This window comes from Ruegeria sp. YTSC230, assembly GCF_059609665.1.
In genome coordinates this window covers 1-21717 of sequence record NZ_JBXWMC010000007.1, presented here as the reverse complement: position 1 = coordinate 21717, position 21717 = coordinate 1, and the positions used below count along the sequence as shown (strand labels likewise).

Genomic DNA, 21717 nt, shown 5'->3' with positions numbered 1-21717 from the left:
GTAGCGGACGCAGTTTCACGCGCAGCACAACACTAGGTGCCAGTCGCGTAGGTCCTTGGTACATTGTAGGGAGAGAATGGTGGGTGATGAGAGACTCGAACTCCCGACATATTCGGTGTAAGCGAAGCGCTGCATGCACCGCCGCAGGGGCAATGGGGGCAATTGTCCCTCTGTGATCCTTAGATAGGGGCTCCAAAAAGTGTGTTGCAAATCCTTGTCGGCCCGCACTTGGTGTGTAGTGGAGAAGCAGTCCAAGTATTCGCAACGTAACTATACGCCGAGGCGGAAATTGGTCGGTGTCATTCCGGTTTGACCTCGAAAAAAGCGAGTGAAATGGGACTTGTCGGAATAGCCGAGCATCAGACCAATCTCTGCAATTGTCATCTGGTCTTCTTTGAGGTGCTCCTTGGCGACATCGACACGCAGCCGTTTGATTTCACGGGGTAGAGTTGTGCCTTGTTGCTGAAGCGCTTTCAGAAACCGTTCCGGGCGTATTCCCAGCATTCTAGCCACCATCTCTGGCCCCAAATTGGTTTCATCTAGCTTGTCCCATAAGACAGAGCGCAAAGCTGCCACCACGGTTACTTCTTCCTCTTGTTGAGGTGAAGCTATGGGCTTGGCAGAGCCCTCAGAGACATGGTGCAAAAACAACCATTCCACAGGAAAACTAATTTGCATTCCGGGATCAGTCCCAAGGCCAACCTCGATCCCTTTGTAGTCGATGGGCAGACCATTGATGTATCTGCTTTCCCATCGCACAAGCGAAGAGTCCCAAGAATCTCCGACGACGGTCTGCAATAGGCGTACATAGATTGCGGCACCAAAACCGGTCACCTGAAGGGGGGGGACAGTTGGTTCCTGTTGTCTCTCGATACGATAAGTCGCTTTGTCTGCTTCAATGACGAGGCTGTGCCGCACAGAATTGGATTCCTGCGGTACGAGCCCAACAAAGCGAGTAAAAAACTCGAATAGCGTTTCTGTTGATTGCAAGGCTTGAGCGAACGGCGGCCATCCTTGTAGGTCGAACGTCTCCCCTACATTCAGTCCTAGGTATCGATTCCCTGATACTTCTGAGAAGGCATTCACCAAACCGTAGACCAGCTCTGAGTGAACGAACACGGATGGGTCAGACAACAGTTCGGCCTTCAATCCGACCTGGTCCAATGCTGGTTGCGGATTGATCTTACGTTCGGTGAGATATTGCAAAAACGGAGCGGCTAAGGAGAGGCGAATAAAGCCCTCGCTATGCTCTTGAGAGGTGGAGTTGAAAGGCAAGCTCGTCACCCTTGTGATGATTAGTAGCTTTGATTGGTGGCCATTTTTACGATCACATTCGAACATGCCAATTCAAAAGTGGCAACCGAGGCAAAGTTTTCCGGACTACAGTTGGCAAAACATGAATATGAAGGGAGTACTTATGTCCGGTCTACGAATGTCGCTTTGCTCGACGGTAATTGTCGCTGCAGGTCTTTCTTTTCCAGCGTCCGCGCAGGCTCAGGATCAAGAAGAACCCCAAACGTTGTTTACCAACGTGCACATCTTCGATGGCGTGAATGAACAGCGCATCGAGAATGCCAGCGTATTGGTCGAGGGCAACCTGATTAAGTCCGTATCAACCGATGCGATCGATGCCCCCGACGCTACGGTCATTGACGGAGAAGGGAGGACACTGACCCCCGGCTTCATCGAAAATCACGCACACCTGATGCTGCCAGGACCCACGTTGCCCGCAATGGAAGCCAACAGCACTTGGGAAGACCTCGCGATTCACGGCACTCAAATGGCTGAGATGTACTTAATGCAAGGCTTTACCACCGTAAGAGATGCAGGTGGCGCTAATGGAGGTCTTCGCCGCGCAATCGACACCGGGACCATTGCCGGGCCGCGTTTCTACCCTGCGGCTGCTTTTCTAAGTACGCGTGGTGGCCATGCTGATTTCGCCAACTTTACGGCGCCTGTTGGCCAGTCTTCGAACTTCAGCCGTCTGAATATGGCCCAAGAAGTCGACAGCGTCTCTGACATGTACAAGTTTGCTCGTAACAACTTCCGGATGGGAGCAACACAACTGAAGTACATGCAATCAGGCGGTGTAGTTTCAGTGTTTGACCCGTGGCAGTTATTGGCAGGATCGACGGCAGAGTTAGAAGCGGCCGTGCAGGTTGCCAACGAATACGAAAGCTACGTCATGGCCCATTCCTACCGCAAGGAAACGATCATGGCGGCACTGAATGCTGGTGTGCGATCAATTGAACACGGGTTCATGTTTGATTGTGAAATATCAGCGCTGATGAAAGAGAAAGGAGCCTACATCACGACCAATCTCACCGCATTTGATCCAAATCTCTTCGATATTCCTGCCATTCGAGATGTCCCAGCCAGCTTACGAAAGGCACAGTCAGCTACGCAGGCTTTTGGCGACTACATAAAAAACATGAATGAGTGCCCAGCTAAAAGAGGGTTTCACACGGATTGCGTAGGTTCTGTAGCCGCCTGCAATATTCAAATTGCCTATGAAAAACATCTCAATAATGAGTTCTTTGGCTCTCACGCCTCGTTGGTCGCAATGACATCTACTGGCGGTGAAATCGCCGCTTTGTCCGGACCATTCATGAACCCCTATCCCGAGGGCAATCTGGGTGTGATTGAGGAAGGAGCCTATGCGGACATCCTGCTGATCGACGGTAACCCACTAGAAGACTTCTCAGTTGTGGGAACTGGTGATCAGTGGTTTGGCGCCGATCCGAGACCGGAAAGCCCTGAAACGATCCGGCTGATAATGAAGGACGGTGTGATATACAAAAATACACTGAATTGACTCCAAAACTCGACCGGAGAGTATTCATGTTCTTTTGGTTTCGCTCCATCTTGCTCGCGGGTTTGGTCTGTTACGGTCATTCCGCCATGGCAACGCCAGGAACAGCGCTGGACTGGGTCGATCTTCCAGACCCATCTGTGCAGGTATATGAAGATCCCTATCGGGACCTCAGCCCCGAACAGTTCGACGACGTCCTTTTCGTTGTGCGGATGCGTGGCAGACTGCAGCAAGACGCTGGCAGCGCGGAAGAAAGACTGAAATGGCAGGAGCTTCTGACCGAAACCGAGGATGCCTTGGCGGGAGTTGACGTTGATGTCGATTGGTTGCTCGATCAAAGAGAGATTGTGAAAGAACGGCGAAGAAAGGCAGGAACAAACGGAAATCCAAAATTCGACGGTCAAACAATCACACTCGCGGGCTTTGCCATTCCTGCTCCGGGTGATCCGGACGGTCAGTCTGTGGCATATTTGGTGCCAGAACGAGGGATGTGCAGTCACATGCCGCCACCTCCGCCCAACCAGATGATACGTGTGCGGCTGAATGGCGACTGGGCGCCCAGCTATTACCACGAACCCGTTCGGCTGACGGGCACGCTGACTATCGATCCTTCTGTTCAGAATATGATGGTTGTGGACGGCCTCATGCCTATGAATGCGACATTCCAGCTGGATACGGAACGTGTCGAAACTCTGGAAACCGAAGCAGACGGGCTGGAATGGAAGCAACGTGCTGCTGATCGCATCCGAGCGGCGGGCCATCGCAAGACCGGCGGGGCAAAGGCGTTTGAATGATAAGATTTCTCGTTGTCGCACTGAGTATTGTCTTTGCTGGCGCAGCGTCGGCTCAGGGACTATCCGGGCCATCTTCGGTTGAAGCTGATCTAAAGCCCGGAGATGGGCTAACCGATCCGCAATACCGTTCCGATTTTCCACGCAATTTCGCTCCGGGTTGGTTTCAGTGGAAAGACCGACTGGCTGAGGGTGGGTTTCGGTTCAACGTGGACTATTTGGCGTTGGGCCAAACCACGAACGCGAATCTGGGGGAGGGCGAAGCTTCCAGTGGAATAGCGCGGTTCTATGGCAGTTGGCAGGCGACTGAACGGGGGTCTCTGACATTCAAGATCGAAGACCGGCACAGTTATACCAATGTTGCCCCGCAATTCCTTGGGCTAGATGGTGGAGCCCTTTCGATCACAGGGACAGCCTTCAACGATAATGGTTTACTGCTGACCAACCTGTTCTGGACCCAAAGGGCCGAGAACGGCGCGTGGACGCTGCAAGTCGGGCAGATTGATGTAACAGACTTTGTGGATATCTATGGGTTGGTCAGCCCCTACAGCGGTTTCCAAAACCTGTCTTTTAATACCAATCCGACAATTAACACGCCCAACCAAGGTCTTGGCATTGCCGGTGGGGTAAAGCTGAGCGAAAACTTCTACGCTGTTGCGAGCGTCTCAGACGCAAACGCCGACCCGTCTGATCCAAACTTTGATGTGTTTAGCGACGGCAATCTCTTTAAATCGCTCGAACTCGGCTACACCTCCGGGTTTGACCGCATCTATTTCGACAATATCCATCTGACCCTCTGGCATGCGGATGCGGCCGACGATGGCAGCCGCCCTGAAGACTATGGGGCTGCATTTTCAGCGGCATGGTTTGTTGGTAATAAATGGATGCCATTCTTTCGGGCAGGGGCCTCAAAAGGAACAGCGGCGCTTTACGATCGGTCCATCTCTGCAGGTCTGGGATATTACGGTCGCAATACTGACCTGGCCGGGCTGGGCCTGAACTGGGCCGAGGCAAGAGGCATAGACGGTGACCAGTTCACGCTCGAAGCATTCTACCGTTTTTCAATCTCGCCCGGACTGCAGATCACGCCGTCACTGCAGTTCATTTCTGACCCGCTGCAGGACCCCACTCAGGACCGTATTACGCTGTTCGGCCTAAGAACCCGGATCGTTTTCTAATGTGAGTCGAAAGCAGACGCCAAAAACAACAAAACACTCAGTTTTGTCGACAAAAGAGAGGATCAATCCATGCGTACCTTGTTTCTGGCATGCACGTTGTCTGTGTGTTCGACTTTGTGTTTCGCGCAGACTTACGACGTTGTCATTCTCAACGGTCGGGTAATGGACCCGGAAACCGGGTTCGATCAGATCGCTAACGTGGGAATAAGCAACGGCTGGATCACTGCAATTACTGACGAAGAAATTAATGGTAGCGAGTCCATCGACGCAACAGGGCACGTTGTTGCCCCCGGGTTTATCGATCTCGAGCAGCACGGGCTGGACCCTTGGGGTATCAAGGTAAACCTTCGTGATGGCGTTACGACTCAAATGGATTTTGAGGTTGGGGCAGCGAACATCGACGAATGGTATAGTGCGCGCGAAGGCGCAACACAGGCAAACTATGGCACGGTCGTTGGGCAAGAATTCGCACGGATGCGGGTTCATGACGGCCTCGTGCTTGAAGGTGGGGATATAGACTTCCGGAACTTCTTCGCACTGCGGGCACAATCCGTGGAAGATGGCGTCGAGGGGTGGTCTTCTGTTCCAAGCAACCGTGAGCAGATGAACGAAATCACTGCCCAGTTGGATGAGGGACTACGTCTTGGAGCACTCGGTGTGGGATCGACCATCGGCTACGCCCGCGAAGGTATTACCACCTATGAGATGTTCGAAGCGCAGCGGGCTGCGGCGCGTTACGGTAGACTGACTTCCGTCCATCACCGATTTCATCCCAGTGCTTCTACACCGACAGAAACACAGACGGGTGTAAATGAAATCTTGGTCAACGCGATGGTGCTTGGCGCACCGCTCCACATACACCATGACAATGACTATGGCTGGTGGGAAAATCAGGAAAAACTCCAAATGGCCCGCGATCAAGGCTACAATGTCTGGTCCAGTTACTATCCTTGGACCGCCGGATCGGGAAACTACGGAGCCTCGATCATCGCCCCTGAAAATTGGGAAGGTTCGATGGGGTACAAATACGAAGACACCATCTTTGACCCCCAGCTCGATCGCTTCGTGACAAAAGACGAGTTTTTGAGCTTCGCTGAGAATGAACCGGGACGGACGGCAATTGTTTTTAGCCCGCCAAGGGAGCAATGGCTGAATGATTGGATCACCATCGCAGGCTATGGTATCTCGGGCGACGGTATGGCCGGGCTGGATATCGAGGGCAATCTGATGAGTTGGGATGCCCCCTATGAAGACTATGCGGGGCATCCTCGGTCAGCAGGCAGCCACGCGCTTGTCTTGAGACTGGCGCGCGAAGCGAATGTGCCGCTTATGCTCACACTCACTCAGCTAAGTTACATCCATGCGAAGCGATTAGGTGACACGGGCTTGCGGGCAATGCAGGTGCGTGGGCGAATGCAAGAAGGCATGGTCGCGGACATCACGATTTTTGATCCGGAGACTGTGACCGAAAAGGCGAACTATACTCTCGGTCAGCAAGGTCTTCCGTCGGAAGGCATTCCGTATGTGCTCGTTAACGGATCCCTTGTTGTTAAGAACAGTGAAGTGCAGCGAGATGTTTATGCCGGACAGCCGGTCCGGTTTCCGGTCGAGGAGAGCGGGCGTTTCGTTCCGGCTGGTCGCGAGCAGATCATGGGTATTCTCACACCGGATACCGGCACGGCCCGTCCAACGCTGCTCGATGATATTACAAATAGTGAAGCCAATTTGGCACCTGTTGCGCCTCCAACTAGCCAGTTTGCATCGGTAGAGCTGACCGAACCCTTTGATTGGTTTACACCTCGCAACGGTCTAGATGACAGTACTCTATTCTATTGCGTCGTGCATGCTCGCTTCGAGGACAGCGCAACAGCAAAACGTGACTATGCGAAGGCTATGTTGTCTAAAGCTGGGGGGCAATAAACTCGAGCTAATAGAGAAATACAGAGCAAACTACCTACCAGAATGCAAAGACGATGCGCAGCAAACACAGTTCCACGGGCGGCACAACAATAAGTGCTAGTCGCTTAAGGGCTTGACACATTGTGGGGAAAGGATGGTGGGTGATGAGAGACTCGAACTCCCGACATCTTCGGTGTAAACGAAGCGCTCTACCAACTGAGCTAATCACCCGTGACGGTGCATTTAGCTAAGCCTGCGCCCGGGTGCAAGAGGGTCTGGCAGAATTTCTTTCCCAGAATCTGATTTGTTGGCCACTGACAATTCAATCGGGCAGGAAATTCGCCGTGCCTCGTGTTGCGGGGTCTTTTCGATTGTGAGGGGCTTATCGTTTTGCGTTCTACGTCGTGGGTGATTGCAAAGGCGCTTGCGTGTCACCTGCCGCCTCAGATATCCCCAAAGGAACTGCAACTTTCCAGGCGGGAGAAAACCGATCCTGTCCCACGCGCGCCGAGTTCTGATAGCGGCCCTGGTTCTGGGCGCTTTGACGCTGGCCCCGCTTCGCGCGGGGGCCGAGGGAATTTTGGTGTTTGCAGCGGCCAGCCTCAAAACTGCCCTTGATGAGATTGCACCTGAATTTGAGCAGGAAACTGGACAGGGCATAACTATATCCTACGCGGCCTCGTCCGTTCTGGCGCGCCAGATTCAGTTGGGTGCCCCGGCAGATCTGTTCATCTCCGCCAACGTTGATTGGATGAATGTGCTGCAAGATCAGGGCCTAATTGACCCCACAACTCGTGTAGATTTGCTGGGCAATGGCCTGGTTCTGGTCGCTGGGAGCGAAGGGGCTGACATTGGCGAAATGCGGCCCGGGGTCGCTTTGGGCTCCGCACTGGACGGTGGATATCTGGCCATGGCGCTGGTTGATGCCGTGCCGGCTGGGATCTACGGAAAGGCGGCGTTGGAAAGCCTGGGGCTGTGGCAGGGCATTCAGGGTCAGATCGCCCAGACGGATAGCGTGCGCGCAGCCCTTGCACTTGTTGCCACAGGTGCTGCCCCAATGGGGATCGTCTACCGATCCGACGCGCAGGTCGAGGGACGGGTTCGTGTCATCGCCGAATTTTCGCCCGACCTGCATCCGCCCATCATCTACCCGGCGGCTCTGACGGCTGCCGGTGCTGAATCCGCGCGGGTGTTTCTGAATCACCTGCAATCTCAGGCCGCGCGGGCTGTTTTTGAAAAGCAGGGTTTCACCCTGCCGAACGGATAGCGGTATGGGGTGGTTGGGACCTGCAGAGCTTGAGGCGCTGAAGTTGTCGCTACGTGTGTCGTTTTGGGCAACACTGGTGACATTGCCGTTGGGCATATTCGTTGCCTACGCGCTGGCACGTTGGCGGTTTCCGGGTCGGCAGGTCTTGAATGGGCTGGTGCATCTGCCGTTGATCCTGCCGCCGGTGGTGACCGGCTATCTGCTTCTTCTGACATTTGGAATTCACGGGCCGCTGGGCAAGTTGCTGGCAGAGATCGGAATTGTCGTGGCGTTTCGTTGGACTGGCGCCGTCCTTGCCGCGGGTATCATGGCATTTCCGCTGATGGTGCGGGCCATACGCCTGTCGATCGAAGCTGTGGATCCCAAACTGGAACAGGCCGGAGCCACACTGGGTGCATCACGCCTGTTTGTGTTTGCCACGGTGACCCTTCCGATGATCCTGCCCGGCGTCATCGCCGGTGCAATACTGGCCTTTGCCAAAGCGATGGGAGAGTTCGGGGCAACGATTACCTTTGTGTCGAATATCCCGGGTCAGACGCAAACCCTGCCGTCAGCGGTCTATGCCTTCCTGCAAGTTCCGGGCGGCGAAGCCGCGGCCACCCGTTTAGTGGTCATCTCGATCGTGGTTGCTATGAGCGCGCTGTTGTTGTCCGAGTTCATTGGGCGACGCGTTGCAGCGCGGGTGGCCGGATCATGAGCCTGTCCGTTCGTTTGCAGCACGATTTGCCTGACCTCAAGCTGGATCTGAGTTTTGATGCCCCACCCGGTGTGACGGTTCTGTTTGGGCGGTCCGGGTCTGGAAAGACAACCATCGTAAATGCCGTCGCCGGTTTGGTGAAACCCATGGCCGGTCGGGTTGCTGTAGACGGGTGGGAGCTGTTTGACACCGCGCAAGGCCTCTGGTTGCCACCGCACAAAAGACGGCTGGGTTACATCTTTCAGGAAGGTCGTCTTTTTCCACATCTCACGGTGCGCCAGAACCTGTTCTACGGAAAATGGTTCGCGCCCAAGGGTGCGCGCCGCGAAAGCCCGAACAAAGTGATCGAAATGCTGGGGATCGGGCACCTGTTGAACCGGCGGCCTTCAGGGTTGTCCGGCGGGGAAAAGCAGCGCGTTGCCATTGGCCGCGCTCTTCTGGCCAGCCCACGGTTGATCCTTGCGGATGAGCCTCTGGCCGCATTGGACGACGCGCGAAAGGCTGAGATATTGCCGTATTTTGAACGGCTGCGGGATGAGGTTTCGGTACCGATTTTGTACGTCACACACTCGGCCGCGGAAGTTGCGCGTTTGGCGACGTCGGTTGTCGCGTTGCAAGAGGGCAAGGTCGTGCGGCACGGCCCGGCCTCCGATGTACTGGCCGATCCGTCGGTCGCACCGGCGGGTGTGCGGGCTGTCGGTGCGGTGTTGCAGGTTCGGGTCGTCAAACATCATTCGGACGGGCTGACCGAGTTGGACGCAGGCGGGTCGTCTTTGTTTCTGCCCCGGATACCCCTGCAAATTGCGGAAGAACTGCGAATCCGCATTCCCGCGCAAGAGGTTATTCTGTCCAGCAAACGCCCCGAGGGTCTTTCGGCTTTAAATGTTCTGGAAGGTACGGTCGACACGATCCGCGCGGGCGAAGGGCCGGGTGCTATTGTGTCCGTAAGAACACCCGCGGGTTCTGTTTTGGCCCGGGTTACTCGCCGTTCCGTCGAAGCGTTGGGATTGGAACCGGGCAAACCCTGTTTTGCGGTCATCAAAACGGTCGCACTGGCACCGCAAGACGTGGGTGGGCACTTGCGCGGGGTCTAAGCCAGCGCGCGGGCTTCGAATTCTCGCAGGATCAGGCGGGCTGCTCGGCCGAATCCTAGCCCATTCGGCATGGCTGTGTCCGGGAAAATGGCGGCGAGCTCCTGCAATGCGTCCGAGGACAGAGTGTACAGGGATTCTTCGCCGAGATAGAGGCTTTCAGCCAGTGCGCCCTCGGCTGTCAGTATTTCGTGGCTATCCAGCAGGATGTGAAAATACTCGACCGGGTCATCCGAGGTGTCAATCGCGATACCTGGCCAGGAACAAAGGTGCTTGGCCGCAACCAGCGCGTCGGGCGCGCCGAACAAAAGCTCGACCTTTGGGCCGCTGACCAGAATGCGGTGTTGCTGTGATACCAGCAGATCGCGTTCGGGCCGTCCTGCGCCAAGGCTGCCAGCTTTGATCCGAACCGGGCGCATGGCCGGATTGTCACGTAATCGGTCCGGCGATAAGGCGCTGCTTTCCACCCACCGGATCGGTTGCAGCCCGCGATCTACGGTCATCACCTTGTCGCCAACGTTCAGGGTTTCTATCATTCGACTGCCACTTTCGGCCTGGATCAACGTGCCCGCAGTAAAGCACACGCCTTCAAGAGTGATGGTGATAACCTGGGTCAGGTTGTAGGGAGCGATATTGAGGGAACTGTCAATTTCAAGCCCGGTGACTTGCACGGTGAAGGTATCGGTGACGATATCTCCAAACGGGATATCGTCAAAATCGCTTTGGTTGACCGTATAGGTCCACTCGCCGGTATTGGGATCAATGGATGCGACACCCAGCAACGGTTGTTGAGATATGGTCCAGTTTTGCGACAGCGGAAAACCGTCCAGACCCAAATCTCCGGTTGCCACATTTGGAGGGTCTCCGGTTACAAAGCCAGTTGTTGTCCCTACGATCGATACCATTTCAAGACCCCTCCATTTTCAGGACCTCACGAAATTCTTTCTTCCGGTAAAGCTTCATGTGTAAGCCCCCCGCGTCGTCGCGGGTCCACTCCACGATGCGATTTCGGGTCAGGTCGCTGTCCATCCGATTGGTTCGAACCCGAGGGTGGGGGATTTCTTTTTTCAGTGTTTCGACGATCTGGTTGGTCTGTCCAAACGGGGCCACAAGGTCGACGATCCAGAAGGACGTGCCGCTGGCAAAGTCCGTATCTTTCAGCGGTTTTTCCTGAATGGCGTACCGACGCTCGGCTTCGGGGCTGAGGCCGGCGAAGGTCACAAACCCGCGTGGGAAACCGTTCTGCCGGAAAATGTGGTACTGGTTCAGCCGAAAAGGCGTTTCAAAGGCATAGAGCACCTGCCCGAGGGTGCGCGGCCTGTGTGTATTGGTCAGCGATGCAAGATAGAACATGGCGCCGAAATCCGCGTATTTTTCGGACGGGATATCAAACCAGTCATTTGGAAACGCTTTGCTCAAAACAAACCCCAGCCAATATATGCCTTGATCCTAATTGCTTATAATCAAAAATGATACTGATTTGCCTGTATGTGCTGTGTCGGGGTCCTGTCGGCCGAATTCCCGAAAATGGTGCCGCTTTACTCGGACCACGTGTCCGGTATGATCTTGAATAAGTGTTTCGAAACAGGAATTGCCATTATGCGAGTTTTGAAAATAGCGGCCCTGGCAACATTTGCGGTGTCGCCTTTATTTGCACAGGGAATTGGGATCGGAATCGGCGCTTACCCGGGTTTTAAAACCACAGTCACTCCTATGAACAACGGTGTTTACGAGGTCGCCGTCAGTGGGTCTTCGGCCCCGGTCGCGTATTGGTGCGGGATAGGCGACTTTGCTATTCGCAGCCTGAGAACAAAAGCAACCCAGCGTATCTATATAGTTCGGGCCTACGAAAAAGGCGTGCGCACGGTGCAGTTTTCACTCACCCCACCCGATGGTGTCGATACCACGCCGGGATATTCGATTACCGTAAAACGTGTGGGTGAGAACATGTCGGCGGGGTCCGCGCAGGGCTATTGCTTTGACAACTTCCTGGATTTTGGGTTCCGCTAATCTATCAGGCCCATTTTGCCATTGGCGGAAGGCTCATCAACACCGCATCCGGGTCATGGCCGGTTTCCAGCCCGAATTTTGTGCCCCGGTCGTAGACGAGGTTGTATTCGGCATAAAGGCCCCGATGCACCAGTTGCGTGTCTTTGGCCGCTTCGTCAAAACCCTGGACTCGGCGCTTTTCCACCAATGGCAGGAAAGCAGGCAGGAACGCGCGACCGATATCCTGGGTCAGCGCGAAATCTGCGGCCCAGTCTCCGGTACAATAGTCATCCATGAATATCCCGCCTACGCCTCGGGCGCGCTTGCGGTGAGGGATATAGAAATACTCATCAGCCCAGTCTTTCAGGCGAGGGTAATGGCCGGGACCATGTGGATCCAGATGCGCCTTTTGGGTGGCATGAAAATGCGCTGTGTCCTCATCATATTCGATGCAGGGATTCAGGTCCGAACCGCCGCCGAACCACCATGCGTGCGGGGTCCAGAACATGCGGGTGTTCATATGAACGGCCGGTACATGCGGGTTTTGCATATGCGCGACCAGAGAAATTCCCGACGCCCAGAAACGCGGATCTTCGGCCATCCCCGGAATCCCCTTACGCGCCGCCATGGCCTGTTGCGCTCGCGCACCCAAAGTGCCGTATACGGTCGAGACATTGACGCCGACCTTTTCAAAGACCCGCCCGCCACGCATCACGGACATCAACCCGCCGCCCGCATCGCTGCCGTCCTCGGATTGGCGTTTGGTTTCCTTGACCTCGAACCGGCCAGGTGCTGCGTCTGCAAAAGGGCCAGAGTTGTGGGTGTCTTCAAGTGCCTCAAACGCGGCGACAATCTCATCGCGCAATTGGCGGAACCACGCGGCGGCGGTTGATTTTTCGGTATCGAACATAGGGATTAATGAGCCGGAGCTGCGACGGGGTCCAGCAAGGTGCGGCCGCCATCAATTGTCAGAATTTGTCCGGTGATAAAGCCGGCTGCATCCGAGGCCAGGAACTGTGCCGTTTCGGTCAGTTCGTTCGGGGCTGCGATCCGGGCCAAGGGCGTATGTCTCTCGATATCGTTGCGAAAGTCCCGGTTTTCCTTGAGCGTGGACTGCAGCGAGGCGCTCATGACCGATCCCAGCGCGATGGAATTGACGCGGATTCGTTTCGGGGCCAGTGCAACGGCCAGCGAACGTGTCATCTGATCCAGTGCGGCGGTGGATACGGAATAGGCCATCAGATCAGGGTGCGTGCGCCGCGCCGCGATTGAAGACAGGTTGATGATCGACCCGGCGGGGCCTTCGTCAGTGTCACCTGCTTGTTTTATCATGCGTTTGGCGACCGCCTGGCTTAGGCGCAGCGAGGGCATCAGGTTCTGATTGAGCAGCATGCGCACGGAATCGTCGTCCGCGTCCAGTGGATCGGACGGGATCACCTGGCGCGCGCCATTGATCAGGATGTCCACCTGATCAAACGCATCAAGCGTGGCAGACAGCAGGTTCGCGATGGTCAGCTTTTCCCGCAGGTCGCCAGCAAAAAACCGGATGTTGCTGTCATCGGCCTGTTCGCCAAGCTCGTCGGACAGCCGTTTTTCGTCCATGTCGGCAAACATGACATTGGCCCCGGCATCCGCAAAGTGGCGCCCGATGGCCAGTCCGACACCATTGGCGCTGCCTGTGACAATGGCGGTCTTGCCGGCTATGGAAAAGGACATGCGTTGTCTCCTGATTTGCGGCAGAGGTTAACCGGGATCACCGTCGAGGGCGAGAGGCGTGAAACACCTTGAACCGATTGTCGCCGGACACCTCCTGAACCTGTACGAAATTCTCGGCCAGCGTGACCTCGTAGGGCAGGTGGCGATTTGCGACCATCCACAGATTGCCGCTCCGGGTCAGGTTTCGAGCTGCGGATTTGATAAAGCCCTGACCCAGCTCAGGGTCGGCGGCGCGCGATTTGTGGAACGGAGGGTTCATGATCACCGTGTCCAACGGTTCTGGCGCGTTCCACGCGACGGCGTCGGCCCAGTGGAACTGCGCGCAGGTCTTGGCCAAATTGACGCGTGCGCAGGTAAGGGCGATCTGGTCAGCCTCGACAAGATGTAACGCGCGCGGATTGGCGGCCTTTAGCACACCGGCTGCGAGATACCCCCAGCCAGCGCCCAAATCAGCGATCCTTGCACCCAGCTTTTCGGGTAATGCGCCCAGCAGCAGGGCCGAGGCAGGGTCAATCCCATCAGCCGAGAACACACCGGGCGCGGTCTGAAAGCCATCGACTGTCTGATTGTTCGGGGCGGCCCAGTCGGCAAAAGCCTCGGGTGCGGATTGGAACCAGAAGATCTTGCCATGCGCCTTGGCGATGGGCCCTTCGACTTCAACGCGTTTGCGGATGTCTTTCAGCAGGCTATCGACGCCGTCGGTTTTGGCACCGTCTATGACAATCAGTCCGCTGGCCCGCTGACAGGCCTGATGCACCATGCTGCGCGCCAGCGCCTTGGCGCGGGGCAGGATCACGATGGCATCCTGACAAGGGTCTTGGGCTTCCGGCACAGCGGCAAAGCCCTGTCCGGCAAAGTGGTCGTGAAACGGTTTGAATGGCTGCACCACCTGCGTTTCACGCGGCAGGGCCGACAGATCGCTGTCGGATGATGGTCCAAGCACGCTGAGTGGTTGCGACAGCTCAAGGCCGCTTTGCAGGGCAAGATCAAGACGAGGGGACATCGGCAAATATGAGAGAGAAGGCTAAGGTGGCCTTACTCTTCCCGTTCCATTGTGCATTGCAGGGGGTGCTGGTGCCTGCGGGCAAAGTCCATGACCTGGCCCACTTTGGTTTCGGCGATCTCATGGCTGAACACGCCAACCACGGCGACGCCTTTCTTGTGGACGATCAACATGATTTCAAACGCCTCGGCATGGGTCATGCCAAAGAAACGCTCCAGCACATGCACCACGAATTCCATCGGCGTGTAGTCGTCGTTCAGCAGCAGTACTTTGTACAACGGCGGGCGCTTGGTCTTAGGGCGCGTCTGCACCAACAGCGACGGATCATCGTCGTTGTCCGGTTGGTCAGACATCATCCATTTGTGTTCAGTCATTGCGCCTTTGTCCGATTCAGGCTTCGGTTTGTCTGATCGGTTATATAACGTGCATGGGGCCAGAGAAAAGAGCCAGCAGGACGTAATCGAAATGGAAAAAGCGCTGACCACAATTGGGTTCGACGCCGACGACACGCTTTGGCACAACGAGCGGTTTTTTAAACTGACGCAGACCCATTTCACGGAATTGCTGGCCGATCACGCTGATCGCGATCACCTGTTGGATCGGCTGCTTGCTGCGGAAAAACGTAATATCCGGCACTACGGCTACGGAATCAAAGGCTTCACCCTGTCGATGATCGAAACCGCAATCGAAGTGACCGACGACCGTGTTCCAGCCTCGGTTATCCGCCAGTTGGTCGAAGCGGGGCAGGACATGCTAGCCCACCCGATCGAGCTTTTGCCCCACGCGCGAGAGGCCATCGAAGCGGTGACTGATACGCATAAGGTGATTCTAATCACCAAGGGCGACCTGATCGATCAAGAGAGAAAGCTGGCGCAATCCGGTCTGGGAGAATTGTTTGACGAGGTCGAAATCGTGTCCGAAAAGTCAGCGCAAACCTACCGCGATATCTTTGCGCGGCATGGTGACGGACCCGAATCTGCAATGATGGTAGGCAATTCGATGCGGTCCGATGTCGTCGCCCCAATTCAGGCCGGATGTTGGGGCGTCTATGTGCCCCATGGGTTGGTCTGGGAGATTGAGAAGGCAGAAACCCCTGCGGACAATCCGCGCTATCGCGAGATGCGGGATTTGGGCGAACTTGCTGATCTGGTTCAGCGCCTAAATTGATGTTGCCAATTGGTCTCAGTTTCCAAAAAACGAGGTGGGAATTACGTTAAGGGGTTCAATTTGCGTGGATGTGGTAGGTTGCGGGCTGCGCGCGTCTACATGTAGTGTCGGTTTGGACGCTTAACAAAACAGCGAATTTGCACGCTTTCGGTTTATTTCATTGGGTCTCTGTGTTAGCCTTGTAGGCAATAAAAAATAATTAACGCTGACCGGGAAAACCCGGCGGCCTGAGGTAGACAGAGGCAAAGATCGTGCAGGTTCGGCGGACAGTTCCGGCCCGGATGGGCTTATTTCTTATAGCATTCTTGTGGCTGCTCTCCTTCGCGCCGTTGCAGGGATTTGCGGCACCATATGCGGCGATGGTCATCGACGCCCGGACAGGGGAGGTTCTGCATTCGCGCAATGCTGACACCCGACTGCATCCGGCCTCTCTGACCAAGATGATGACACTCTATATTGCATTCGAAGCGGTGCGGAATGGTGAGATCACCTTGGACACGCCCGTTCGGATTACAAAAAAGGCCTCTTCTGAACCCCCCTCGAAGCTGGGCCTTCGCACCGGGCAAACCATTGCGTTCCGATATCTGATCAGGGCAGCTGCCGTGAAGTCCGCCAATGATGCGGCCACGGCGATTGGCATCGCGATCAGTGGATCCGAAGCCGCATTCGCCCGTCGTATGACGCGCACGGCCAAGGCCATGGGTATGAGCCGCACAACGTTCAAGAACGCACATGGGCTGACGGAATCGGGTCACTTGTCGACCGCGCGGGATATGACCACGTTGGGTCGCCATCTGCTTTATGACTATCCGCAGTATTACAACCTGTTCTCGCGCCAATCCACGCATGCCGGGATCAAGACGGTTCCGAACACGAACCGTCGCCTATTGGCGGCCTATAAAGGTGCGGACGGTATCAAGACCGGATACACGCGTGCTGCGGGCTTTAACCTAGTTGCATCGGCCAAGCGCAAAGACGAACGCATCATCGCGACTGTCTTTGGCGGCAAATCCGGCGCATCGCGGAATGCAAAAGTCGCTGAGTTGTTGGACATGGGATTCCGCCGTGCCCCTTCGCGTGCCCCGATCCGCAAGCCGGCCCGCCCCACCTATGCCGGGAACGCGGGATTGGGCGCAACCGTCGCGGCCCTGACCATTGCGCCAAAATCCAGTCTGCGCCCCGTTCTGCGCCCTGGACCGGGTGCCGCAGTTCAGGTTGCTGGCACTGTGGCTGAGACGGCTGCCAAAAACGGTACGCGTATCAAGGACGGAATCGCTGCGGCGATTGCAGCTGCCGACATCCAACCGTCTGGTGATAGCGACGCAACCCGCCCCGCTGCGCGCCCGGCCGACCTGGTTCTGGCCTCGACCGATCCGGCAGTGCAGCCCGAACCCGAGCAAGAGATTGTGACCCGACTGTCAACATCGGGCGGACGGCTATGGGGCGTGAACGTTGGCCGCTATACCACCCGATATGAGGCGGAAAAGATTTTGCTGAAAACGGCCCTGTCGGAAATGACCACTCTGGAAGGCACGCTACGCAAGGTGAACCAAAGCGCGCGCGGCTTCGACGCGACATTCCAGGGCATGACCCGCGAACAGGCCGATCTGGCCTGCCGCCGGTTGCAGGCCCGGAATGTGACTTGTTTCATGATCGGGCCGTCATAAGGCTCGACATACTCTCCTGAATGGATCTGGGCTGCGAGGAAACTCGCAGCCTTTTTTTGTCAGTCGAAAACGTGGCCATGTTCGTATTGTTCATCCTGACCCGCCGCAGCGGTCAGGGCGGCAACGTTATCCTTGGTAAAGAACCCGTCATAGTGGTGGCAACGTTCGATATACTCGGTGATCAACAGCGTGTACTTCGAATGCTTCGAGAAGATCTGTTTGAGGTTCGGATCATCCTTACACTCGCCCACCACATGGGCCAGGAACGGCACCCCCTCATCCTTGAGTGTGTTGACCACAAAATCGACGTTCTTTTCACCCGCGCCGTGGTCGCCGTCCTGGATCTCGATTGCCATGTGGTGCAGGCGACGGCCAAAGTTCCGCACGAAATCCTCGGTTGGCATCGGCAGCTGTTCAAAGGAATTGACGAAGGAGGGCGTGTTGTTCGCGGTGAAGACCTTGGCGGGGGATTTCTTGTCATCATCCACATTCGCGTTTCGGTTCACATTGGTAGACGAGTTCATCTCAAAGATGTTGTACGCGCCCCAAAAGTAATAGGGCACCATGGTCAGAAACTCGAGGATCGCGTCCTCACGCTCGCCGGCCAGAATGCGTGTTGCAAGGTGGTCGACCCCCAGCATCAAAGGCGCGATTTTGCTGTCTGCCCCGAACGCCGCCGCCTGATCCAGTCGCGCCTGTTCGTCATTGCTCAGCAATATCCGGTCACCCAAACCGAGGCTGTCGGTGTCGTTGAAATCCAGGGATGAGTATCCAACCCTGTTACAGGTGAAATCGGACGGCGACGTAAATCTGAACCCGTCCGAAGTGTAGAACGGGTTTTCGGTGTCTCCCTTGTACTCAAACCTGATGTTCTGATCTTCAAGTGTTTTGGTCAGGGTCTTGAGGTCCGTGGCGCCATAAATCTCTCCGACATAGCGGGTCTGGGGGGTGTTGCGGGCCAGCGGGTACATACGGTTGATGCGCGGGATATAGTCTTCGAAGGTCGGGCTTAGTGGCGCCATGACGATAATCGCGGGATAATCGGTGTGTGAGTGCATGACCGCAAATTTGTGCGTCTGACCCAGATAGCTGGCCGTATGTCGGTAAGGTGTCATGACATAAAGCTCGATCAGCGTGTCGAACATCGCGTCCGGTTCAACCTGAATGACGATCGCCTGCATCGCCCCGACCTGATCCGCCACGCCCGAGCTTTGGCGGCGTTCGTAGATCATCGGTAGGTATTGGTGAAAGAACTCAGAGTTCTTTTTGTCGCCGCGCGGTTCGTAATTCATCAGATCAAAAGACATTGGCCAACCTCCTTGCCTATACCGGTTTGGCATCGCGTTGCTTGGAATTGTGGTATTCAGAACATGCACTTGTCGGGCATGCTAGGGTCTGTATTCCATACAGGCAACAGTCAGAGGATAGATCGTCAGGATTACGCCCTTCTTTCTACCGCATGAATTTAGTCACATCGACCCCGCCGTCGATCAGGGATGTGCGAACCGAACGGGCGATTTGTACCGCGGTTGGACCGTCGCCATGCAGGCAGATCGTGTCGATGGATGTCTCAAGCCGCTGGCCGCTTTCGGTGATGATGGCACCTTCGCGCACCATGTTCAGGATGCGCGGTCCGGCAATTTCGGGGTCATGAATAACCGCGCCGGGCAGGCCGCGGTCGACAAGAGTTCCGTCGTCGTTATAGGCCCGGTCCGCAAAGATCTCGCCGACCCACTTGCACCCCAGTTTGCGCACGGCTTCTTCTTGTTTGGTAACGGCCAAAACCATGATGATGATGTCCGGATCGACATCCAGCGCGCCCTGATAACAGGCTCGGGCCATGTCGATATCGACCGAGCACATGTTGGCCAGCGCCCCGTGCAGTTTCAGGTGCCGCACTTCGGTGCCAACGGCCTTGGCCATTCCGATTGCCGCCCCCAGTTGATACCGAACCAAATTGCGCAGGCTGGCATGGGGCACTTTCATGTTGCGTCGGCCAAATCCTTGGAGATCGGGGAAGCCGGGATGCGCGCCGATCCCAACGCCGCTTTCGGCGGCCAAGGTCATCGTCTTGGCCATCACATCCGGGTCACCGGCGTGAAAACCGCAGGCGATATTGGCGGATGTGATGATTTTCAGAAGACTTTCATCATCGCCCATATTCCATGGGCCATAGCTTTCGCCCATATCGGCATTCAGATCGACGCTTGGCATGGGTGATACTCCTTAGTCGGTGGCAGAGATCATTCCGCCGATCAATTGGTAGGACAAGAGGTCCGGGATGTCATGCGGATCGCGGACCAGCGGTTCGACCCGCATAGGTAGCCGGGCAAGTTCGGCTTTGTGGGCGGTTTGCAGGGCTGTGGCCTCGTCCAGTGACACGAATTCGAACTTGATCTGCCCGCCCGCCGGGGTTTGTGCCGCGCGCGGAAGGTCACAGGGCAGAACCGTCGCGATACGGGGATAACCTCCGGTGGTCTGACATTCAGGCAACAGGATAAAGGGGCTGCCTGTTCCGGTCATCTGTATGTCACCGGGGGTAATGACCTCGGACAGAATGTTCAGCTGACCCTGGGCCGCGAAACCTTCGCCCTCGCTATCCAACTGCATCCCCATTCGGTTGGCCCGACTGCCACGCCGAAACTCGGTTTGCACAAAGCGGTCCAACGTTCCCTGATCAAACAGGAGGGTCTGAAAGCTGGCGATCACGCGTAGAACGCCACCCGAGAAGCGATCATCCGGGTAGAGTTTCATGCCCGTCACGCCTGATCCGTCGGCGACTGGCAATGTATCTCCGGTCTGAATGGTACTTCCGATCTTGGCGGTCAAATGCGCTGAGCGTGATCCCAGAAAAGCTTCGGACGCGATCCCACCGCTGACATGCAGGTAGCCATAGGTCCCGCGCGTCGCAGCACCAATCACCAGCCGCTGCCCGGCTTCCATCTGGTGCGACGCATTCCAGACCACAGGTGCGCCATCAATGCTGGCCTGCATCGGAGCACCTGTCAGAGCGATGCCGAGAGATTGCGTTGCCTCGAATTCGCCACCCATTCCAGCCATTTCCAAAGCGGCAAGTCCCGGGCTTTGACGCAGCAACGCTGCGCCCTCGTGCAGGGCCAGTTGGTCGGCGGCGCCGGATCGGGACAGCCCCTGATCCAGATACCCTACACGACCGTGGTCTTGTATGGTGCAGGCCGGGCCAATGCGATGAACAATCAGACTCATCCCACGATCTCCTCGCAGGTGGCACCGCCTGAGCCGTCCGAGTTGTTGGCGCGGATGGTTTCCAGTTCGTCGCGCGAAACGGACAGGAACTGCATTTCATCCCCTGGCTTCAACGCAAAGCTCTGCGGTGCGTCAGGGCGAAAGCAGCGAAATGCGGTTTGGCCCACGTGCCGCCAACCGGTCGGAGTGGGGCCCGAGAACAGTACGAATTGGGAAATTGCCATTACCAAGGCCCCCTCTGGGACCATAGGAGTCAGTTCCTTCAGACGTGGAATATTGAACTCAGGACTAAGCGGACCAAGATACGGCTGCCCTGGTGCAAAGCCGATGGTTAATACGCGTACCTTTGTGTCGCTCAGCCGCCGAACGGCTTCCATGGAATCCAACCCCGCCGCCGCCGCTGCCTCGTCCAGTTGCGGAGCAAGCTTGCCGCCATAGACTGTGGGGACCCGCCACAATCTGCGACCGGCAGGCAGTGGTGCCTCAAACCAATTTTGCTGTGCAAGTAGGTGTCGCACTTTACGCTGGATTTCAGTGCGAGGCAGTTTGTCGGGATCGAACCTCAGATAGGCCGATGCAAGGGATGCAGAGGTTTCGACAACACCGTCCCAGGATGCCGCGTCGATTGCGCCCCTAAAGGCCAGCGCCGCCCGGTTCGAGGGTTCGGCCATGGCATCGGCAAAGGAAACAAGAAGGCCGTCATAGCCTACGGTATTTATGCGTGGAAACATGTCGGCTGTATCGGTGGTCATTTCACGGCTAACCCGGGCATCTTACAGAGGCGACCACACATCATCCCGGGCCAATGCGCAAGCCCGGCGTAGGTAGACACGCGCGGATTCCATACCTGAATTGAGTACTAGCACCGTTTTTTAGGCCGGTTCCGACTCATTGAATCGCTTCCGACTCGATTGAGTCTTGTGGTGTGATGGGGCGCCCTGTCTATATATAGGGGTACGATTACTGGAGGCGCAGGCAGGTGTAGGTCCGACTTGTATTTCAACTGATGAGATCGCCGTTCGAAGAGGTGTATGATACAACTTAAGATATTGATAAAAAACAAATAAGTAGAAAAATGGAAAAAATTCGCCCAGGAGGTCATTTTCTGCTTGCGGACTTATGCGGTTATACTTAGAACCCCCTTCACCGGCGCTGCTGAGGCGGCGCTGACGGGTCGGAGAGACGGCCGGACGCATCGGAGAGACGGTGGAGACG

Annotated in this window: 21 protein-coding genes and 1 tRNA gene; 10 read left to right on the top strand and 12 right to left on the bottom strand. The window is 56.2% G+C overall.

Annotation, left to right across the window (positions count from 1 at the left end):
- Positions 1 to 270: 270 nt before the first annotated feature.
- Complete coding sequence (locus AC2FD9_RS14615; protein WP_496837532.1) at positions 271 to 1275, bottom strand: helix-turn-helix domain-containing protein; 1005 nt, start codon at positions 1273 to 1275, stop codon at positions 271 to 273.
- Between AC2FD9_RS14615 and AC2FD9_RS14610 the strand changes: the two genes are divergently transcribed.
- The 4 genes from AC2FD9_RS14610 (at position 1265) to AC2FD9_RS14595 (ending at position 6701) form a co-directional block, all read left to right on the top strand.
- A complete protein-coding gene (locus tag AC2FD9_RS14610; protein WP_496837530.1) occupies positions 1265 to 2815 on the top strand; it encodes a metal-dependent hydrolase family protein in 1551 nt (516 codons plus the stop codon). The genes AC2FD9_RS14615 and AC2FD9_RS14610 overlap by 11 nt on opposite strands.
- Positions 2816 to 2841: 26 nt before the next feature.
- Complete coding sequence (locus tag AC2FD9_RS14605; protein ID WP_496837528.1) at positions 2842 to 3606, top strand: DUF3299 domain-containing protein; 765 nt, start codon at positions 2842 to 2844, stop codon at positions 3604 to 3606.
- On the top strand, positions 3603 to 4781 hold the full coding sequence (locus AC2FD9_RS14600) for a carbohydrate porin (protein ID WP_496837526.1): 1179 nt from the start codon (positions 3603 to 3605) through the stop codon (positions 4779 to 4781). The genes AC2FD9_RS14605 and AC2FD9_RS14600 overlap by 4 nt, the downstream gene beginning before the upstream one ends.
- A gap of 69 nt (positions 4782 to 4850) precedes the next feature.
- Positions 4851 to 6701 carry an amidohydrolase family protein gene (locus AC2FD9_RS14595; protein ID WP_496837525.1) on the top strand — a complete coding sequence of 617 codons (1851 nt, stop codon included), beginning with the start codon at positions 4851 to 4853 and terminating at the stop codon, positions 6699 to 6701.
- A gap of 134 nt (positions 6702 to 6835) precedes the next feature.
- Here the strand turns inward: AC2FD9_RS14595 and AC2FD9_RS14590 are convergent.
- Positions 6836 to 6911: transfer RNA gene (locus AC2FD9_RS14590), tRNA-Val, on the bottom strand.
- Between the two features lie 262 nt (positions 6912 to 7173).
- Between AC2FD9_RS14590 and modA the strand changes: the two genes are divergently transcribed.
- The 3 genes from modA to modC are packed head-to-tail and all read left to right on the top strand — an operon-like array spanning position 7174 to position 9738.
- Positions 7174 to 7947 (top strand): molybdate ABC transporter substrate-binding protein, encoded by a 774-nt coding sequence (gene modA / locus AC2FD9_RS14585; RefSeq protein ID WP_496837813.1) that lies wholly within the window; start codon positions 7174 to 7176, stop codon positions 7945 to 7947.
- A 4-nt stretch (positions 7948 to 7951) separates the two neighbouring features.
- A complete protein-coding gene (gene modB / locus AC2FD9_RS14580) occupies positions 7952 to 8644 on the top strand; it encodes a molybdate ABC transporter permease subunit (RefSeq protein ID WP_496837523.1) in 693 nt (230 codons plus the stop codon).
- The gene (gene modC, locus AC2FD9_RS14575; RefSeq protein ID WP_496837521.1) at positions 8641 to 9738 is read left to right on the top strand and encodes a molybdenum ABC transporter ATP-binding protein; all 1098 of its coding nucleotides are present in this window, start codon (positions 8641 to 8643) and stop codon (positions 9736 to 9738) included. Before modB ends, modC begins: the two co-directional genes overlap by 4 nt.
- Here the strand turns inward: modC and AC2FD9_RS14570 are convergent.
- Both AC2FD9_RS14570 and AC2FD9_RS14565 read right to left on the bottom strand, forming a co-directional pair.
- A complete protein-coding gene (locus tag AC2FD9_RS14570; protein WP_496837519.1) occupies positions 9735 to 10640 on the bottom strand; it encodes a Hint domain-containing protein in 906 nt (301 codons plus the stop codon). The two genes, modC and AC2FD9_RS14570, sit on opposite strands and share 4 nt — an antisense overlap.
- A 1-nt stretch (position 10641) precedes the next feature.
- Positions 10642 to 11154, bottom strand: a complete 513-nt coding sequence (locus AC2FD9_RS14565; protein WP_496837518.1) for a toxin-activating lysine-acyltransferase — start codon at positions 11152 to 11154, stop codon at positions 10642 to 10644.
- A 141-nt stretch (positions 11155 to 11295) separates the two neighbouring features.
- On the opposite strand from AC2FD9_RS14565, the gene AC2FD9_RS14560 reads away from it, so the two are divergent.
- A complete protein-coding gene (locus tag AC2FD9_RS14560) occupies positions 11296 to 11745 on the top strand; it encodes a hypothetical protein (protein ID WP_234416761.1) in 450 nt (149 codons plus the stop codon).
- Between the two features lie 4 nt (positions 11746 to 11749).
- Here AC2FD9_RS14560 and hemF read toward each other — a convergent pair whose 3' ends face one another.
- The 4 genes from hemF to clpS are packed head-to-tail and all read right to left on the bottom strand — an operon-like array spanning position 11750 to position 14817.
- Positions 11750 to 12634, bottom strand: a complete 885-nt coding sequence (gene hemF, locus AC2FD9_RS14555) for an oxygen-dependent coproporphyrinogen oxidase (RefSeq protein ID WP_496698969.1) — start codon at positions 12632 to 12634, stop codon at positions 11750 to 11752.
- A gap of 5 nt (positions 12635 to 12639) precedes the next feature.
- Positions 12640 to 13440 (bottom strand): SDR family NAD(P)-dependent oxidoreductase, encoded by an 801-nt coding sequence (locus AC2FD9_RS14550; RefSeq protein ID WP_058271963.1) that lies wholly within the window; start codon positions 13438 to 13440, stop codon positions 12640 to 12642.
- 37 nt (positions 13441 to 13477) lie between these two features.
- Positions 13478 to 14443 (bottom strand): class I SAM-dependent methyltransferase, encoded by a 966-nt coding sequence (locus AC2FD9_RS14545; protein ID WP_496837517.1) that lies wholly within the window; start codon positions 14441 to 14443, stop codon positions 13478 to 13480.
- Positions 14444 to 14475: 32 nt separating this feature from the next.
- Positions 14476 to 14817 carry an ATP-dependent Clp protease adapter ClpS gene (clpS, locus tag AC2FD9_RS14540; protein WP_058271961.1) on the bottom strand — a complete coding sequence of 114 codons (342 nt, stop codon included), beginning with the start codon at positions 14815 to 14817 and terminating at the stop codon, positions 14476 to 14478.
- A 91-nt stretch (positions 14818 to 14908) separates the two neighbouring features.
- On the opposite strand from clpS, the gene AC2FD9_RS14535 reads away from it, so the two are divergent.
- Together AC2FD9_RS14535 and AC2FD9_RS14530 are read left to right on the top strand one after the other, a co-directional pair.
- Positions 14909 to 15610 carry an HAD family hydrolase gene (locus tag AC2FD9_RS14535; protein WP_496837812.1) on the top strand — a complete coding sequence of 234 codons (702 nt, stop codon included), beginning with the start codon at positions 14909 to 14911 and terminating at the stop codon, positions 15608 to 15610.
- Between the two features lie 281 nt (positions 15611 to 15891).
- Positions 15892 to 17277: a D-alanyl-D-alanine carboxypeptidase family protein gene (locus AC2FD9_RS14530; RefSeq protein WP_496837516.1), complete on the top strand. Its 1386-nt coding sequence runs from the start codon at positions 15892 to 15894 to the stop codon at positions 17275 to 17277.
- A gap of 59 nt (positions 17278 to 17336) precedes the next feature.
- Here AC2FD9_RS14530 and AC2FD9_RS14525 read toward each other — a convergent pair whose 3' ends face one another.
- The 4 genes from AC2FD9_RS14525 to AC2FD9_RS14510 all read right to left on the bottom strand — a co-directional run bounded on the left by AC2FD9_RS14525 (position 17337) and on the right by AC2FD9_RS14510 (position 21254).
- Positions 17337 to 18584 carry a hypothetical protein gene (locus tag AC2FD9_RS14525; protein WP_058271958.1) on the bottom strand — a complete coding sequence of 416 codons (1248 nt, stop codon included), beginning with the start codon at positions 18582 to 18584 and terminating at the stop codon, positions 17337 to 17339.
- A 145-nt stretch (positions 18585 to 18729) separates the two neighbouring features.
- Positions 18730 to 19491 (bottom strand): LamB/YcsF family protein, encoded by a 762-nt coding sequence (locus AC2FD9_RS14520; protein WP_282120239.1) that lies wholly within the window; start codon positions 19489 to 19491, stop codon positions 18730 to 18732.
- A gap of 12 nt (positions 19492 to 19503) precedes the next feature.
- Positions 19504 to 20502, bottom strand: a complete 999-nt coding sequence (locus AC2FD9_RS14515; RefSeq protein ID WP_496837445.1) for a 5-oxoprolinase subunit C family protein — start codon at positions 20500 to 20502, stop codon at positions 19504 to 19506.
- Complete coding sequence (locus tag AC2FD9_RS14510; RefSeq protein ID WP_496837447.1) at positions 20499 to 21254, bottom strand: 5-oxoprolinase subunit B family protein; 756 nt, start codon at positions 21252 to 21254, stop codon at positions 20499 to 20501. The genes AC2FD9_RS14515 and AC2FD9_RS14510 overlap by 4 nt, the downstream gene beginning before the upstream one ends.
- Between the last annotated feature and the right edge of the window lie 463 nt (positions 21255 to 21717).